Raw genomic sequence first — 15,794 nt, 5'->3', positions numbered from 1 at the left:
GGCCGGCCACCTGTCTATGCCGCCGGCAGTGTGATCTCGAAGCGCGTGCCGCGCTCGCTGTCAACCAGCCTGATCGTGCCATCATGCGCTTTCAGGAGGGCCAGCACGATGCCGAGACCCATGCCGGTGCCGCCGGTAGAGCGCCGCGTGGTGAAGAACGGCTCGAAGATGCGCGACCGGTTGCTCGGCGAAATGCCGTCGCCATCATCGCCAACCAGCACCGTCGCCTTGCCGCCGGCGCTTGCGGCGGTGATCGAAACCTGCGTCGCGCCGTGCCTGGCCGAATTGTCGATGAGATTGGCAAGCACGATCGCCGCGTTTTCGGCCGAGATGCGCAAGGACAGATCGCCACCCGCCTCGACGCGAACCACCAGCCTGGTGTCGACGGGCAGCAGTGCAAGTGCTGCACCGACCGAAGTGCTTTCACCGCTGGGCGCAAGATTTTCGGCCTTTGCCAGATCGAGCAGGCGCCGGACCAGCAGGTTGAGCCGCCCGGCATCGGTGACGATATTGTTGGAAAAACGCCGCCGCTCGTCGTCGTCCATCGTCGAGCCGGCATCACGCAGCAGTTCGGCCGCCCCCTGGATCGCCGTCAGCGGCGATTTGAGCTCGTGCGAGACATGGGTAGCAAAGGTCTGGATCGAGTCCGAGCGCGCCTGCAGCTTTTCCGCCATGTCGAGGAAGGCGGCGGACAGCTCGGCCATTTCGTAGGTACCGTGATGGTCGAGCGGCCGGATCGCGTCGCGCTCGCCGGCGGCGATGCGCTGCGTGCGGTCGATCAGCGCATAGATCGGCCGGCTGACGGTGCGCAGGAACACGAGGCCGATGAGCAGCGTGCCGCCAAGGATGGCGATCGCCGCCAAGGTCACCTTGCCGCGTTCGCCATAGAGATGTTTGACGATGTTGTTGGGCGTCCGCGAGACATAGACCACGCCCGCGACCTGACCGGCGACGGCCACCGGCAAGGCGACGAAGACGCGCACCTTGGTGCCGCGGCTGACTGAGTAAAGCGGCGGTGTCGGCTGGTCCGGAATGCGCAGACGGAGCGCGCTGGCATAGCGGCCGGCAAGTGCCTCGCGCACCTCATCGACCTCGGCAAGCGACTGCCCGACCTCGCCACGCCCGGCGATGACGACGCCACGGGGATCAAGCAGCCGGAAGCCGGCCAGCGTGGTTTTCTGCGTGGCATCGAGAATGCCGGACAGGCGTGTGCCGATCGCGGCGAAGGCCGGATCAAGAGTGGCGGGCATGGCGGCCGGCCGGGTCGGAAGGACATAATCGGAAGCGAGATCGAGGCGCGGCTCGATCGGCCGGTAGGGGCCGTCGGGATTGGCGCTTCGGCTGGCACTTCCATTGGCTTGCGGCATCGGCGGGCCAAGTTTGTCCGGGGCAATGCCGGCGTCGCGCACATCCTGTGCATAGACGGCCGCGATGGCCGCCCCTTGCGCGATCAGCTCGGCTTCCGTCTGGCGGATCAGCTGGTTTTCATAGAGGCGGAAGAAGAACAGGCCGACCAGCGGCAAGGCCATGACCAGGATCAGGATGGCGACGACGACCGTGGCAAGCCGTGGCCGCCATTTGCGGCCGACCCATTTGCGCGAAGCCCTCAGCCGCATCGGCCAAGCCGGAAGCCGACGCCGTGCACGGTCTCGATGGCATCCAGGCAGCCCACCGCCGCCAGCTTGGCGCGGATGTTTCTGATGTGGCTGTCGACGGTGCGGTCGGCGACATGGATCTTACCGGCATAGGCGTTTGCCATCACCGCGTCGCGGTCGAGCACATGCATGGGCCGCGCCAGAAACCCTTTCAGGATCGAGAATTCGATCCCCGTCAGGGCAAGCGGCTTGCCGTCGAAGCTGGTGGCATGGCTGGCCGGCGCCAGAGTGAGCTTGCCATGCGTGAACTGCCTGTCGTCGGCCGGTTCGGCCGGCACCGGGCGCGCGCGGCGCAGGATGACATTGACACGGGCCACCAGCTCGCGCGGGGAAAACGGTTTCGTCACATAGTCGTCGCCGCCCATTTCGAGCCCGAGGATGCGGTCGATCTCCTCGTCGCGCGCCGACAGGAACAGCACCGGTACATCGGAGGTGTGCCGAAGCCGCCGGCAGACCTCCAACCCGTCCATCTCCGGCATGCCGATGTCGAGCACGACAAGATCGGGCGGGCGGCGTCCGATTTCCTGCAGGGCAGCAGCACCATCGGCCACTGCATGCGTCTTCATGCCCGCCTTTTCCAAGGCAAAGCAGATCACTTCGCGTATATGCGGGTCATCGTCGGCGACGAGGATGTGATGCGGCATCGGTCAGCGCCCCGGCAAGGAAGGTTGCTGAGGCTGAGGAAGCACGAGCGACCCCTTGCTGTCGAGATATCGAAGCAGGCGCCAGTCGCGAAAGCTCCAGGCCCGCCAGTTCAGCTGGACCGTGCGATACCAGTCTTCGTCGCTTGCCCGCAATCCTTCCAGTTCGCGGACAGCGCCGGCGGCAGGCGTCTTGTCCTGATGATCGAAGAAACGATCGAGCGCCGGAAACGCGCCCGGCCCGAGCGAGCGCAGATACCAGGCGTCGAGGGGGATGCCCTGGCCGGTCATTTCAAGGGAATGGTCGACATTGTAATTGGCGATCGTAGCCGTGAAATTGATGAAACAGCAGGAATAAAGCGTCAGCGATAACGTCAGAAGATTGGCGGAGGAGAGCCATTCATTGGATTTTCCCAGCGCGATGCGGGCGATGATCAGCGCAAGGCCTGCCGCCACCAGCCCCATCCAGAGGAAAGCCGCGATGCGCCAGTAGGTCAGCGCATAGATGCCGATATAGAGGTCGAGCCGCAGGATCGACGAGATGACCAGCATGATGTTCTGCGCCACCCAGGCATAGACCAGCCGGCGGATGAGCGGATCGCCTGATGTCTCGCTGCCGGGCCTGAGCGCTGCCAGCAAGAAACCGGCGGCAAGCAGCGCGGTGGCAACAAGGGGATAGGCGCCGCGATGTGCATAGGCGGCGTAGCTCAACCCGTCTGGGAGTGCTGCCCCGCCCCACAGATAGGTGGTGTCGAGCCCGGTCTGCAGCGCAAACAGGATGTTGAAGACGACAAGTGCGCGCAGGATGGCGGCCTTGCCAAACAGGACGTCCTCAACGACGTGCCTTTGCGCACTGGCCACCGGTTGAGCATTGGCAAGGGCATGATTTGGCCGAGGGATGCGTTGCTGAAAACGCGGCAGGCGTGGCCGCAAAAAAGCCCAGACGCCGGCAAGCACGAACAGCCAGAAGGCAATCCGCGCCAGCTGGATGAGATCGAGCAGCTTCATCAGGTCGATCAGCGACAGCCAGTAATCGATGACCGGATTGGCGGCGCCGAACAGCGCCAGGAACACGGCGCCCAGCGTCAGCGGCATCACCCAGACGGCGACCGCCGCCAGCCGGACGCGGCGCCCGCCGAACCGCCGCGCCGTCCTGCGCCAGCGGATAAAATCTCTGATGAAGCGAAACGGCGCCGCCAGCCAGAACAGCGCGATCTGGCCGGCGATGCGCGCCATGCTGTGCCGCAGGCGTCCGCTCAGCGAAAGCGCAAACACGACCAGGGCAGCAAGCGCGATCGAGACAGACAAGGCGCTGACATTTTCGGCGAGCGGCAGCACCGCGACCAGCAAAGCGGCGGGTTTGAGCCAGACCCTGATGTCGTTGAAGGCTGTGGGATGAACGGCCACCACCGCTGCGGCGATCAGGATGGCGAACAGGAAAACCGTGATGCCGGCAGGCTGGCCATAAAACAAAAAATCCGCCAGCACGACCAGCAGCGCGGCGACACCAAAGCGGCTGCAATAGCTTGGTGCTGCGGTGAAAAACGATGTCATGAACTGACCTTCCTAATAGCATCTGGCCCGATGGCCTCCGGCCGCATTGGCGGCGGGCTCTTGCGGACAAAGGGAATGAGGATCGCTTCAGGGCTGGCGCGCGGCGGATCGACCAGCCACCAGCCTTCGCTGCGCAGGCGGTAGGGAAGAGACCAACGGGGTTTTGCTCGCTTGTGCATGCCCCTGTCTCGCAGGCGGGCGGGGAGATCGCAGGGCGGATCCGAGGAGGTTTTCCGCTGGCCTGTGCAGTTTTCGTGCAGAGCGGGAGACAGCTTGCCTCACCCGCCCACACGCGGCATAGATCGGACATGGAACCCTACCGCCCGCGCCGCTCGGTGCTCTACGTCCCGGCTTCCAACGACAAGGCGCTGGCCAAGATCGCGCAGTTATCCTGCGATGCCATCATCATCGACCTGGAGGATGCCGTCGCCCCCGCCGACAAGATCGCCGCCCGCGAGAAGCTGGCCGGCATCTTCGCCAATCGCCCCGCTAGGCGCTGCGAGATGGTGGTGCGCGTCAATGCGCTGGCCAGCGAATGGGGCGCCGACGATTTGCTGGCCGTGGCAAAATTCGAGCCCGACGGCATCCTGTTGTCCAAGGTCGCTACGCCGCGCGACATCCTCGAAGTCGGCGACGTGCTCGACGACAATTTTGCCCCCGACAGCGTGAAACTATGGGCGATGATCGAGACGCCCAAGGCACTGCTCAACATCGGCGCCATCGCCGAACTGGGCCGCGATCCGGCGTCACGACTGGCTTGTTTCGTTGCCGGAACGAATGATCTGGTTAAGGACACCGGTGTGCTGGCGACGCCCGACCGGCGCTACCTCGTACCATGGCTGATGCAGATGGTGCTGGCCGCGCGCGCCGGCGGCCTCGACATGCTCGACGGCGTCTCCAACGATTTTCGCGACCTTGAGGCCTTTGCCCGGGAGTGCGCGGAGGGAGCCGCCATGGGCTTCGACGGCAAGACCCTTATCCATCCGGCCCAGATCGACGCGGCGAACCGCGCCTTCGCGCCAGCCCCCGCAGCACTGGCCGAGGCGCAGCTAGTGAAAGACGCCTTTTCACTTGCCGAGAATGCCGGCAAGGGCGTGATTTCGCTGAACGGCAAGATGGTCGAGCGCCTGCATCTGGCGCAGGCTGAAAAACTGCTGGCGAAGGCGGCCGCCATCGGCGCATGATCCGGCTAAGGTTATTTCACGACAGGACTTGAGAAGATGAAACTCTACCGTTTTCTGACCGCCCCGGACGATGCCAGCTTCTGCCACAAGGTGACGGCCGCATTGAACAAGGGCTGGCACCTGTTCGGCTCGCCGACCTATGCCTATGACAAGAAAGCCAAAACCATGCGCTGCGGCCAGGCCGTGGTGAAGGATATCGACGGCCAGGAATATGGGCCGGATACAAAGCTTAGCGACTGGTAGATTTTGCAAAGCGCCGACGCAGGCTGTGTCGAGATTCAGGTCAGGCCGAGTCGAAAATGGTGGTGCCCGAGAACCGGAGCGGAGCGTACTTTTGAGTACGTGAGCACCGGAAGCGCAGGGGACCGCCATTTGCAGGCCGGCCTCACCTGAATATCGGCACAGCCTACTCGGCAGCCTCTTCGAGCTTCTCCATATCATCGTCCGACAGGCCGAAATGGTGGCCGATCTCGTGGATCAGAACATGGGTGACGATATCGCCCAGCGTCTCCTCGTTTTCGGCCCAGTAGTCGAGCATGGCGCGGCGGTAGAGCGTGATGCGGTTCGGGCCTTCGCCGGTCTGCGGGTTCCAGCGTTCGGCGATGCCGCGGCCCTCGAACAGGCCGAGCAGGTCGAACGGGGTTTCCAGCGACAGATCGTCCATGATCTCGTCGGTCGGGAATTCGGCGATCTGGATGACGATCTCGCCGGTCAGCTTGCGAAAGTCCTCCGGCAAGTGGGCGTACGCCTCCAGGGCGAGGAACTCCATCTCCTCCATCGAGGGTGCGAGTTCGCCATGCCAGGTACGGGATTTGTAGATACGGGCCATGCTTTGTCCTTTGAACCCGGCATATAGGCTTTCGCACCGGGCGAGGCAAATGAAGCGTCGATTCCTGGCTCAACGGCTTTGCCACTGCCGGGGAATCGCGTAGGGGTCGGTTCCGGCCATCTCTCAGGAGTTCTCATGCCGGACCTTTCCACCATCGGACTTTTCGCCATTGCCTGCCTCGCGCTGACCGCGGCACCGGGGCCGGACATGCTGCTGATCGCTTCGCGCAGCGCCAGCCAGGGGCGCTCCTCGGGTCTGGCGACCTATGCCGGCATCGCCGCCGGCACCTATTGCCACGCGCTGGCCGCCGCCTTCGGCCTGTCGCAACTGTTCCTGGCAGCACCCATCGCCTACGACATCGTGCGCTATGCCGGCGCGGCCTACCTCGCCTGGCTCGCCTGGAAGGCGTTCCGTTCCGACGGAACGGCATTTGCCCCTATCGCCGGCCTACCGCGCTATTCGCGCGGCCGGATTTTCCGGCAAGGCCTGCTGACCAATCTGCTCAACCCGAAAATGGCGCTGTTCGTGCTGGCGCTGTTCCCGCAATTCGCACACCCCGAGACCGGTTCCGTCGCAGGCCAGATCCTGCTGCTGGCTACCGTCCTCAACCTGATCGGGCTGGTGGTCAACGGCCTGGTCATCCTGACCGCAAGCCGGATCGGAGCGGCGTTGTCGAAGCGCACACGGTTCCGGCGCGCACCGCAGATTCTGCTCGGAACCGTCTTTGCCGGGCTTGCCGCACGATTGGCGTTTGGCGGTCAGCGCTGATTTCCCGGCGGAGAAGCCTTGGTGATTGGCGAAGAAACCCCGTCACTTCGTCATTTTGGGGCGGAGCAAGGAGCGTAGCGACGCAGCGCAGATCCCAGAATCCATGCCGTGACCTGAGAGCGCCGCTACGGTGCAGAATTCTGCTCCGCTGCACCGTTCGGTCGAAGTAACGGAATGGATCCCAGGGTCTCGCGACGCCGCTGCGCGGCTGCTTCGCCCTAGGATGACGAAATCACGAGATGCTGCGGCCTACCCATATGCTGGGCTCGCGACCGACCCTCTGAGGAATAAATTCCTTGTGACTCTGCTTGACTCTCCTGGTCCACTCTGGAATCTATAGGAACATAACAGGAACAATTGTGAGTGGACACTGACCGACATGGCGATATCAGCCGTGGCGCGGGAGACTGTTTTTTCCCTGCGCCGCCAGATCGCGAAAATCGAGGGAACGCTGCCCGAGCGCCTGCAGGCGCCGGCTGGCGCGCCTCTTGATGCTGACGCCAGCGCCTATGTCGATCTTACCATCGTCCGGCGCGGTCTTGCCGCCGCCTTGCCGGATGCCTTCCTGCCCATCGGCATCGAGCGCCTCGATGCCGCTTTGAGCGGCGGCCTGCCGAAAGCCGCGCTCAGCGAAATCCATGGTCTGGAAACCCGCGATGCCGGAGCCGTGGCCGGCTTTGCGCTGTCACTCACCAGCCTGATCCTCAAGCAGGCGCAAGGACTGCCCATCCTATGGATCGGCACGTCGGAAATCTTCCGCGAGGCCGGCTTTCCCTATGCCAGGGGGTTGCATGCCTCGTTCGGCATCAAGCCGGAGCAATTGCTGTTTTCCGAGGCGCCAAAGCTCGTCGATGCACTGTGGATCGCCGAGGAGGCGGCCCGGATGACAGCGCTCGCCGCCGTCATCCTGGAAATCCGCGGCAATCCGCAGCGGCTGGACCTGACCGCGACGCGCCGGCTGCATGCAAGGGCGGCAAGCGCCGGCCGCCCGGTGTTCCTGCTGCGGCAGGCGGCCGAGCCCGAGCCGACGGCAGCACCCGTCCGCCTCATCGTCTCGTCGGCGCCGGCAACGCCACGCGACACCATCGCCGGGCCGCTCGCCGGTTCGATCGGCCGCCCCGCCTTCACCATCACCATCGGCAAGAGCCGCACGGCCCTGCCTGGACAATTCACACTGGAGTGGAACCCCGATGAACGCGCATTCGACGAGAGAAGAGGCGAGGAAAAACGGGAACGGGCAAAGAATCCTGTCGCTGTGGTTTCCCTACCTGGCGGCCGAAAGGATCCTGCGGCAGCGTCTGGGGCGGTCCTGGCGTTCCCGGCCGTCGGATCATCCACCGCTGATAATCAGCCACCGCCAAGGGAACGCACAGCGCATCTCGGCCCTCGACGAGCGGGCTGAGGCGCTGCACCTGAAGCGCGACATGGGCATCGCCGATGCGCGCGCCATGCATCCGTCGATCGACATCGTCGAGGCCGATCCGGAGGCCGACCGCCGCCTGCTCGAAGGTCTTGCCGACTGGTGCGACCGCTACACCCCGCTGGTGGCGATTAACGCGACAGACGGCCTGTTTCTCGACGTCACCGGTTGTACCCATCTGTTTGGCGGCGAACGCGCCATGCTGGACGACATCCTGTCGCGCTTCTTCCATCAGGGCTTCGATGTCCGCGCCGGCCTTGCCCCGACACCGGGTGCTGCCTGGGCGGCGGCCCACTTTTGCGGCGACCGCATCGTTGTGTCAGGCGAGGAGGAAGCCCTGCTCGCCCCCTTGCCCTTGGCCGCACTGCGTATCGACCCGGCGACCCGCGCCAGCCTGGAAAGTGTCGGCCTGCGCACGGCGGGCGCCGTCATGGCGGCACCACGCGCGCCGCTCGCCCGCCGCTTCGGCGCCACCTTGCTGTTGCGTCTCGACCAGGCGCTTGGCCGCCTTGACGAGGCGGTCTCGCCGCGGCTTCCCGTCGCGCCGCTTTCGGTCGAGCGCCATCTCGCGGAGCCAATCACCTTGACCGAGGAGATCGAGCGGCTGGTCGGCATGCTGGCCGCGACCTTGAAGACCGACCTCGAGCGCCGTGGCGAGGGCGCCCGGACGCTGGCGCTGCTGCTCTTCCGCGTCGACGGCGCCGTCAGCCGCATTGCGCTCGGCACCTCGCGGCCGATGCGCGACCCCCGGCTGATCCAGAAACTGTTCCATGAAAGGCTGGCCGCACTCGAGCAGGATATTGACGCCGGCTATGGCTTCGATCTGGTGCGGCTCTCGGTGCTGGCCGCCGCCGCTTTCGACATGGCGCAGGCCGATCTGACCGGCGAGGTGACCGACGACGGCGCCGACATCGCCCTGTTCGCCGACCGCATCCGCGCCCGGCTCGGCGAGGGCGCGGTGCTGCAGCCGGTCCTCGTTGAGAGCCATCTGCCGGAACGCGCCGTCGCAACCATCCCGTTCACCGAAGCGCCGCGCCGGACCACGCCGCCGAAAAAGCCAGTCAAGGTGCAGGCGCCCACAACCATCTTCCCGCCGGAGCGGCCGATCCGGCTGTTTCGCGCGCCCGAGCCTATCGACGTGCCGGCCACCGAAATGCCGGAGGGACCGCCGCTGCATTTTCGCTGGCGGCGTGCGCTCTACCGCGTCACCCGCGCCGAAGGGCCGGAACGGCTCGCCGCCGAATGGTGGCGTGAAGCGTCAAGCGATCCGGTCACATCGACCCGCGACTATTTCCGCATCGAGGATGGCGATGGCCGCCGCTACTGGCTCTACCGGCAAGGCCTTTACGGCAACCCGCAAGTGCCGCCGCGCTGGTTCATGCATGGGATCTTCGCATGAACGCGCTGACCGTCATCCCCTATGCCGAGTTCGGCATCCAGTCCAATTTCTCCTTCCTGCGCGGCGCCTCCAAGCCGGAGGAACTGGTGGTCGCCGCCAAGCTACTGGGTTTCTCCGCGATCGGGCTTGCCGACCGCAACACGGTGGCCGGCGTGGTGCGCGCCTGGCAGCAGGCCAAGGTCGAAAAGCTCTCCTATCACCCCGGCTGCCGGCTGGTTTTCGGCGATGGCACGCCGGATATTCTCGCCTATCCCAGGGACCGCAAGGGCTGGGGGCATCTGTGCCGCATGCTGACGCAAGCCAATCTGCGCGACGAGAACGAAAAGGGCGCCACCCTTCTCCAGCGCAGCGACCTGCTCGAATGGGGGGACCTGATGTCACTCGCCGTCCTGCCCGATCTGACGGCGGACGCGCAAGACAGCCTCGCCCTCATTCGCCAGCTCGAGGACCGCTTCGGCAGGGCTCTGCGGCTTGGCGTCTCGCCCGACTATGCGGGCAATGATCGTTTCCGCATCGAGCAGGCAGCGGCTTTTGCCCAGACGACTGGCATACCGCTGATGGCGACCAACGACGTTCTCTACCACACGGCTGAACGGCGCCCGTTGCAGGATGTGCTGACCGCGATCCGCCTCAACACACCCGTCGCCGAGGCTGGGCTGGAACTCACCGCCAATGCCGAACGCCATTTGAAGCCACCGCTGGAAATGGCCCGCCTGTTCCGCAGGCATCCGCAGGCGCTGGCCGAGAGTTTGCGCTTTGCGGAAGAGCTGACCTTCTCACTCAGCGACCTCCAGTACAATTACCCCGACGAGCCGACGGAATCCGGACTCGGCCCGCAGGCCGAGCTGGAAAGGCTGGCGCGGGAAGGGGCGACCCGGCGGTTCCCGGGCGGTGTCCCAGCCAGCGTCATTAAACGCATCGAGGAAGAGCTCGCTCTGATCGAGCGTCTCAACTACGCGCGCTACTTCCTGACCGTCTACGACATCATCAAATTCGCCCGTAGCCAGAACATTCTCTGCCAGGGACGCGGTTCCGCCGCCAATTCGATCATCTGCTTCTGCATCGGCATCACGGAGGTCGGGCCGGACAAGATCGACACGCTGTTCGAGCGCTTCATTTCCGAGGAGAGGAACGAACCCCCGGATATCGACGTCGACTTCGAGCACGAGCGACGCGAAGAGGTCATGCAGTACATCTATACGAAGTACAGTTCCAAACGCACCGCGCTCGCCGCCGCCGTCATCAGCTATCGCGGCCGCTCAGCGTTGCGCGAAGTGTCGAAGGCAATGGGCCTGTCCGAGGATGTCCGGGCGTCCCTGTCCGGCTCGATCTGGGGCTGGTCGACCTCCGAACTCGGCGAGAAGGAAGCCCGCGCCGGCGGCCTCGACCGCAGCGACCCGACATCGCGGCATGTGATGGAACGGGCCAACGAGATCATGGGCTTCCCCCGTCATTTGTCGCAACATGTCGGCGGCTTCGTCATCACCCGGGACCGGCTCGACGAGATCGTGCCCATCGTCAAGACGGCGATGGACGAGCGCAAGATGGTCGAATGGGACAAGGACGATCTCGACTCGGTGAAGATCCTCAAGGTGGACATCCTGGCGCTCGGCATGCTGACCTGCCTCCAGCGCGCCTTCACCTTGCTTACCGACCACTATCCAAAGGCACGGGACCCATATGGGCAACCCTATGTGCTGGCCACTCTCCCGGCAGAGGACCAACGCGTCTATGACATGATCTGCCGCGCCGATACGCTCGGCGTCTTCCAGATCGAGTCTCGCGCGCAGATGTCGATGCTGCCGCGGCTCCAGCCACGCGATTTCTATGACCTTGTCATCGAGGTGGCGATCGTTCGGCCGGGCCCGATCCAAGGCGATATGGTCCATCCCTATCTGCGCCGCCGGCAAGGCAAGGAGAAGCCCGAATATCAAAAGTCGGAATTGAAAGAGATCCTCGGCAAAACGCTCGGCGTGCCGCTGTTCCAGGAACAGGCGATGAAGATCGCCATCGTCGCCGGCGGCTTCAAACCGGGCGAGGCCGACGAATTGCGTCGTGCGATGGCCACCTTCAAGCGCACCGGGACTATCGGCAATTACCGCGACCGTATGATCAAGGGCATGGTTGGCAAGGGATACACCGAGGACTTCGCCGTTCGCTGCTTCAAGCAGATCGAGGGTTTTGGCGAATATGGCTTTCCCGAAAGCCATGCCGCTTCCTTCGCCTTGCTCGTCTATGCCTCCTGCTGGTTCAAGACCTTCTATCCCGACGTGTTCTGCGCCGCGATCCTGAATTCGCAACCGATGGGATTCTATCAGCCGGCCCAGCTGGTGCGCGACGCGCGCGACCATGGCGTCGACATTCGCGAGGTCGACGTGAATTTCTCGGTCTGGGACTGCACCCTGGAAAAGGCGCCCTTCGACCCGGCTCGCATCCTGCCGCGCCATGCCGAGATGCGCGGCGTCATCGAGACGTCCCATGCGATGCGGCTCGGCTTCCGGCAGATCAAGGGTCTTTCCAAGGAACGCATGGAGGAGTTCGTGAGGCGGCGCGGTTCAGGATACGAAACCGTCCGGGATGTCTGGCTGCGCTCCGGCCTCGATGTCGACGAGATCGAGAGGCTGGCGCAGGCCGATGCCTTTCGTTCGATCGGCCTCGACCGCCGTGCCGCACTGTGGGACGTGCGCGCGCTGGGCGCCAAGAGTGCGGCCGAAAAACTGCCGCTGTTCGACCAGCCGGCGCTGCGCCTGCGCGAGCTGGAGCCGCAGACGAAGTTGCCGAAAATGCCGCTCGGCGAGCATGTCATCCACGACTACCGCTCGCTCGGCCTGTCGCTGAAGGCGCATCCGGTCGCTTTCTTGCGCGAGCGGCTCGACCGCGCCGGCGTCACGCCCAATGCCAACCTGCCTTCGGTACGCGACGGCAGGCGGGTTTCCGTCGCCGGTCTCGTGCTGGTGCGGCAGCGCCCCGGCAAGGGCAACGCCATCTTCCTGACGCTGGAAGACGATAAGGCCGTCGCCAATGTCATTTTCTGGGAGCGAACTTTTACCCGCTTCCGCCCCATCGTCATGGGCGCGCGGTTCGTGAAGGTCACCGGCAAATTGCAGGCGGAATCCGGTGTGGTCCATATCGTCGCCGATAAGATCGAGGATCTGACGCCGTGGCTGACCGTGCTTCTGGAGAAGGTGAGCGGAGCCAGTCAACCGGTGTTACGAGACACACCGGTCAAAGACCTCGCAACACTGTCGGAAGAGGCGGAGAGTGTCATGCCCAAGGGGCGTAATTTTCAGTAGGCATTAGCCTGCTCCGTTGTCGCAGGCGGAGCGATTACGAACAGAACGCTGGCCCGCCAGCCTCTCTAAGGGGGGATGCTCTGCCGCTCAACCCGGCCCACTCAGCCTCGGCGGCGCCAGCACATCCTCCGCCGACAACGTCCGCGCTTCCGAAGGCAGCATGATCGGGATGCCGTCGCGCACCGGATAGGCGAGCTTGGCGATCCGCGAGATCAGCTCGCCCCGCTCCGGATCCCAGGCCAGCGGCCCCTTGGTCAGCGGGCAGGCCAGGAGTTCCAGCAGCTTGGGATCGACCTTGATCTTCTTTCCGTCCCGTCCGTCCGCCGCCACGGTGTTGTCTCCTGACCAACTATCGCAACATGTGTTCGAGTATTACTGTAGACTCGAGCCGAAATCCTCGTTTTCGCGCGCCAGCGCCATCTCGGTGATGGCGATCAGCGTTTCGGCCCGCGTCTTCAGATCCGCGGCTTCGAGCAGCGCCTGTTTCTCGGCCGGCCCGTAGGGCGCCATCATCGACAATGCGTTGACCAGCATGGCATTTTCGGCGCGGCTGACGCTTTCCCAGTCGGCTTCGAGATCATTGGCCTGCAGATAGGCGCGAAATGCCTTGAGCAGCGCTGGCCGGTCGATCTCGTTCGCTGCCGGATCGTCATCGAGATCGGCGAGGAAGGGTGCGGGCTTCGCCTGCCGGAACGGCGTCTTGACCGTCAGTTCACTGGCGATGCGGAAGCGGTACACACCTTGCAGCGAAATCAGGTAGCGGCCGTCGCCGGTCTCGGAAAAGGCGATGATGCGCCCGGCGCAGCCGACATTGCAGAGCTGCGGCTCGCCATCCTCGCGCAACGCGTCGTCGAGACTGGGCTGGATGACACCGATCAGCCGCGAGCCGGAAATCGCCTCGTCCACCATCTGCAGGTAGCGCGGCTCGAAGATGTTGAGCGGCATGCGCCCGCCCGGCAGCAGAAGCGCGCCTTCGAGCGGAAAGATCGGGATCGTCGACGGCAGATCCTTGGCGACCCGGTAATGCGCGTTTCCCGCTTGCACCTCATTCCTCCCATCGCTTCCATCAAGAAGCGTGTCCTCGATCCAGCCTGTCTATCTGGCGCTTTGGCCTGACATCACAAGCCCGTGCGACGAAACAGCCGCCGGCTCAGGAAAACAGCAGCGCCGACAATTTGCGCCGCGCGGCCAGCGTCGCCTCGTCGGTCATGCCCCAGGCCTCGAACAGCTGCAGCAATTGCGTCCTGGCGCCATCCTCGTTCCAGGCCCGGTCGGCCTTGATGATGGCCAGCAGATTGTCGGCCGCCGCCGTGCGGTCGCCACCGGCGTTCTGGATCATGGCCAGATCAAAACGCGCCTGATGGTCCTTGGGGTTCTCGGCCAGGCGGCGCTCGAACTCGGCCGGATTGCCAAGCGCGGCGGCTTGCGCGGCAAGCGCCATCTTGGCACGCAGCGCGGCAAGCAAAGGCGCATCCTTCTTGGCTTCCGGCGCCGTTGCCAGCAGCGCCTCGGCGCCTTCGGTGTCGCCGGCCTCGAACAGCAGATCGCCCAGTCCGGCGATCGCCTCGATCGTCTCCGGCGCCTGCGCCAGGATGGCGTCAAAAATGTCGGCTGCGGTCTGCATGTCGCCGGCCTCGCGCGCTTCAGCCGCTGCCGCCAGCGCATCGGCCACGGGCGGAGCGCCATTGCCCTTGCCGCCGACCTTGGTGATGAATTCGTTGATCTGGCTTTCAGGGATTGCCCCCATGAAGCCATCGACCGGCTGGCCGTCCTTGAAGGCGATGACCGCGGGAATGGACTGGATGCCGAGCTGGCCGGCGATCGAGGGATGGTCGTCGATGTTCATCTTGACCAGCTTGACCTTGCCGCCGGCGGCCTTGACCGCCTTCTCCAGCTGCGGCGTCAACTGTTTGCAAGGCCCGCACCACGGCGCCCAGAAATCCACCAGCACCGGCTGGCGGCGCGATTCCTGGATGACGTCGGCGGCGAAAGCGGCCGTCGTCGTGTCCTTGATGACATCGCCGGTGGGAGCGGCCGGCGCATCGCCAAGCGCCACCTTTGCCGGCGCGGGTGCGGTTCCGCCATACTGCACCGTGGTGGCATACTGGCCGCCACTGCTGCCGAATGACCCGCCAAACGGCTTGTTGTCGCTCATCTCGTCACCCTTTCAGTCGCGCCGCCGGCCAGCGGGTTGGCGCAATGTCTCTCAATGGAAGTCGGCTTTCGCCATGCATGTGGCGATCATGCCGAGACTTTCAAGATAGCAGCATCATGCCCGGTTGCCTCGACGAATTTGATAAGGTCATCCCTGGCGATCGATGTCGTCGCTTCATTGGTGAGCGGATGCCCATTGATGACGGCATGTTCCATCAAATCCTTGTCGAGCACCAGCTTGACCCGATTTGCCGTATCGTTGATGACGCCAAACACCGTGACCGCGCCAGGCGTGACGCCAAGCAGCTCCAGCAGCATCTCCGGTTTGCCGAAGGAAACGCGGCTGGCGGCGCCGATCAGCTGATGGATCTGCTTGAGGTCGACGACGGCGTCCTCGCCGACGGTGACCAGGAAGAAATTGTCCTTCTTGTCCTTCAGGAACAGGTTCTTGGTGTGCCCGCCGGCAATCTCACCGCGCAGCGCCTGCGAATCGGCCACCGTATAGAGCGGCGGGTGGCGTATCGTCGAAACGGCAATGCCGAGTTCGGCAAGAAAGGCAAAAAGGTCAGCTTCGGTCTTCGGCATCGATTGTCTTCTTCGTCGTTTTTCCGCCTTGCCGTTTACGGCCAATGCGGTGGCCGACACAAGACCATCGCGCAATGGGGTGGCGAAATCCGCTCGTGGCGGGCGGTTTGCCGGCATCGCCCGGGACGTTGCGAAAAGCCTGACATTTCCCTGTTGCAATCGCCGCGCTCTTCAGCCATATAGGCCCGGCTTGCGGCCAAGACGCCGTGTGAGCGGGTGTAGCTCAGGGGTAGAGCACAACCTTGCCAAGGTTGGGGTCGAGCGTTCGAATCGCTTCACCCGCTCCAATTTCCTTCCAGGGGAATCAAGCAT

The 15,794-nt window shown here is 64.4% G+C and carries 14 protein-coding genes and 1 tRNA gene; 7 read left to right on the top strand and 8 right to left on the bottom strand.

The window, feature by feature from the left end:
• Positions 1 to 14: 14 nt before the first annotated feature.
• Genes A3A9_RS0113920 through A3A9_RS0113910 form a run of 3 tightly spaced genes read right to left on the bottom strand, consistent with a single transcriptional unit; the run spans position 15 to position 3,850 of the window.
• Complete coding sequence (locus tag A3A9_RS0113920; RefSeq protein ID WP_027059326.1) at positions 15 to 1,616, bottom strand: ATP-binding protein; 1,602 nt, start codon at positions 1,614 to 1,616, stop codon at positions 15 to 17.
• Positions 1,607 to 2,299 (bottom strand): response regulator transcription factor, encoded by a 693-nt coding sequence (locus tag A3A9_RS0113915; RefSeq protein ID WP_027059325.1) that lies wholly within the window; start codon positions 2,297 to 2,299, stop codon positions 1,607 to 1,609. Before A3A9_RS0113915 ends, A3A9_RS0113920 begins: the two co-directional genes overlap by 10 nt.
• A 3-nt stretch (positions 2,300 to 2,302) precedes the next feature.
• A complete protein-coding gene (locus A3A9_RS0113910; protein WP_027059324.1) occupies positions 2,303 to 3,850 on the bottom strand; it encodes a DUF4153 domain-containing protein in 1,548 nt (515 codons plus the stop codon).
• A gap of 308 nt (positions 3,851 to 4,158) precedes the next feature.
• Between A3A9_RS0113910 and A3A9_RS0113905 the strand changes: the two genes are divergently transcribed.
• Both A3A9_RS0113905 and A3A9_RS0113900 read left to right on the top strand, forming a co-directional pair.
• On the top strand, positions 4,159 to 5,034 hold the full coding sequence (locus A3A9_RS0113905; protein ID WP_027059323.1) for an HpcH/HpaI aldolase/citrate lyase family protein: 876 nt from the start codon (positions 4,159 to 4,161) through the stop codon (positions 5,032 to 5,034).
• 36 nt (positions 5,035 to 5,070) lie between these two features.
• Positions 5,071 to 5,277, top strand: a complete 207-nt coding sequence (locus A3A9_RS0113900) for a DUF1737 domain-containing protein (protein WP_027046018.1) — start codon at positions 5,071 to 5,073, stop codon at positions 5,275 to 5,277.
• A gap of 163 nt (positions 5,278 to 5,440) precedes the next feature.
• On the opposite strand, the gene A3A9_RS0113895 is transcribed toward A3A9_RS0113900, so the two are convergent.
• Complete coding sequence (locus tag A3A9_RS0113895; RefSeq protein WP_027032002.1) at positions 5,441 to 5,863, bottom strand: metallopeptidase family protein; 423 nt, start codon at positions 5,861 to 5,863, stop codon at positions 5,441 to 5,443.
• 135 nt (positions 5,864 to 5,998) lie between these two features.
• Between A3A9_RS0113895 and A3A9_RS0113890 the strand changes: the two genes are divergently transcribed.
• From A3A9_RS0113890 to A3A9_RS0113875, 4 genes are all read left to right on the top strand, one after another.
• A complete protein-coding gene (locus A3A9_RS0113890) occupies positions 5,999 to 6,631 on the top strand; it encodes a LysE family translocator (RefSeq protein WP_027059322.1) in 633 nt (210 codons plus the stop codon).
• 379 nt (positions 6,632 to 7,010) lie between these two features.
• Positions 7,011 to 8,033 carry an ImuA family protein gene (locus A3A9_RS45725; protein ID WP_027059321.1) on the top strand — a complete coding sequence of 341 codons (1,023 nt, stop codon included), beginning with the start codon at positions 7,011 to 7,013 and terminating at the stop codon, positions 8,031 to 8,033.
• Entirely contained in the window at positions 7,975 to 9,450 is a 1,476-nt protein-coding gene (locus A3A9_RS0113880) for a DUF6504 family protein (protein ID WP_033838555.1), read from the top strand. The genes A3A9_RS45725 and A3A9_RS0113880 overlap by 59 nt, the downstream gene beginning before the upstream one ends.
• Positions 9,447 to 12,743, top strand: coding sequence for an error-prone DNA polymerase (locus A3A9_RS0113875; protein WP_027059319.1), 3,297 nt, complete (start codon positions 9,447 to 9,449; stop codon positions 12,741 to 12,743). Before A3A9_RS0113880 ends, A3A9_RS0113875 begins: the two co-directional genes overlap by 4 nt.
• Positions 12,744 to 12,830: 87 nt before the next feature.
• Here A3A9_RS0113875 and A3A9_RS0113870 read toward each other — a convergent pair whose 3' ends face one another.
• The 4 genes from A3A9_RS0113870 to A3A9_RS0113855 form a co-directional block, all read right to left on the bottom strand.
• Positions 12,831 to 13,073: a Trm112 family protein gene (locus A3A9_RS0113870; RefSeq protein ID WP_027059318.1), complete on the bottom strand. Its 243-nt coding sequence runs from the start codon at positions 13,071 to 13,073 to the stop codon at positions 12,831 to 12,833.
• 42 nt (positions 13,074 to 13,115) lie between these two features.
• The gene (locus tag A3A9_RS0113865; protein ID WP_027059317.1) at positions 13,116 to 13,787 is read right to left on the bottom strand and encodes an LON peptidase substrate-binding domain-containing protein; all 672 of its coding nucleotides are present in this window, start codon (positions 13,785 to 13,787) and stop codon (positions 13,116 to 13,118) included.
• A 106-nt stretch (positions 13,788 to 13,893) separates the two neighbouring features.
• Positions 13,894 to 14,898 (bottom strand): thioredoxin, encoded by a 1,005-nt coding sequence (trxA, locus tag A3A9_RS0113860; protein ID WP_027059316.1) that lies wholly within the window; start codon positions 14,896 to 14,898, stop codon positions 13,894 to 13,896.
• Between the two features lie 86 nt (positions 14,899 to 14,984).
• A complete protein-coding gene (locus tag A3A9_RS0113855) occupies positions 14,985 to 15,482 on the bottom strand; it encodes a prolyl-tRNA synthetase associated domain-containing protein (protein ID WP_027059315.1) in 498 nt (165 codons plus the stop codon).
• A gap of 212 nt (positions 15,483 to 15,694) precedes the next feature.
• Between A3A9_RS0113855 and A3A9_RS0113850 the strand changes: the two genes are divergently transcribed.
• Positions 15,695 to 15,769: transfer RNA gene (locus tag A3A9_RS0113850), tRNA-Gly, on the top strand.
• Positions 15,770 to 15,794: the final 25 nt, after the last annotated feature.

It is taken from the genome of Mesorhizobium loti CJ3sym (assembly GCF_000472785.1).
Lineage (GTDB): Bacteria > Pseudomonadota > Alphaproteobacteria > Rhizobiales > Rhizobiaceae > Mesorhizobium > Mesorhizobium loti_E.
The sequence above is the reverse complement of the archived record's forward strand: the minus strand, read 5'-3'. Positions and strand labels throughout refer to the sequence as shown.

Bases quoted from the DNA above. Each gene is read 5' to 3' on its own strand.
- A3A9_RS0113920 (WP_027059326.1), bottom strand. From the start codon at position 1,616: ATGCGGCTGAGGGCTTCGCGCAAATGGGTCGGCCGCAAATGGCGGCCA.
- A3A9_RS0113915 (WP_027059325.1), bottom strand. From the start codon at position 2,299: ATGCCGCATCACATCCTCGTCGCCGACGATGACCCGCATATACGCGAA.
- A3A9_RS0113910 (WP_027059324.1), bottom strand. From the start codon at position 3,850: ATGACATCGTTTTTCACCGCAGCACCAAGCTATTGCAGCCGCTTTGGT.
- A3A9_RS0113905 (WP_027059323.1), top strand. From the start codon at position 4,159: ATGGAACCCTACCGCCCGCGCCGCTCGGTGCTCTACGTCCCGGCTTCC.
- A3A9_RS0113900 (WP_027046018.1), top strand. From the start codon at position 5,071: ATGAAACTCTACCGTTTTCTGACCGCCCCGGACGATGCCAGCTTCTGC.
- A3A9_RS0113895 (WP_027032002.1), bottom strand. From the start codon at position 5,863: ATGGCCCGTATCTACAAATCCCGTACCTGGCATGGCGAACTCGCACCC.
- A3A9_RS0113890 (WP_027059322.1), top strand. From the start codon at position 5,999: ATGCCGGACCTTTCCACCATCGGACTTTTCGCCATTGCCTGCCTCGCG.
- A3A9_RS45725 (WP_027059321.1), top strand. From the start codon at position 7,011: ATGGCGATATCAGCCGTGGCGCGGGAGACTGTTTTTTCCCTGCGCCGC.
- A3A9_RS0113875 (WP_027059319.1), top strand. From the start codon at position 9,447: ATGAACGCGCTGACCGTCATCCCCTATGCCGAGTTCGGCATCCAGTCC.
- trxA (WP_027059316.1), bottom strand. From the start codon at position 14,898: ATGAGCGACAACAAGCCGTTTGGCGGGTCATTCGGCAGCAGTGGCGGC.
- A3A9_RS0113855 (WP_027059315.1), bottom strand. From the start codon at position 15,482: ATGCCGAAGACCGAAGCTGACCTTTTTGCCTTTCTTGCCGAACTCGGC.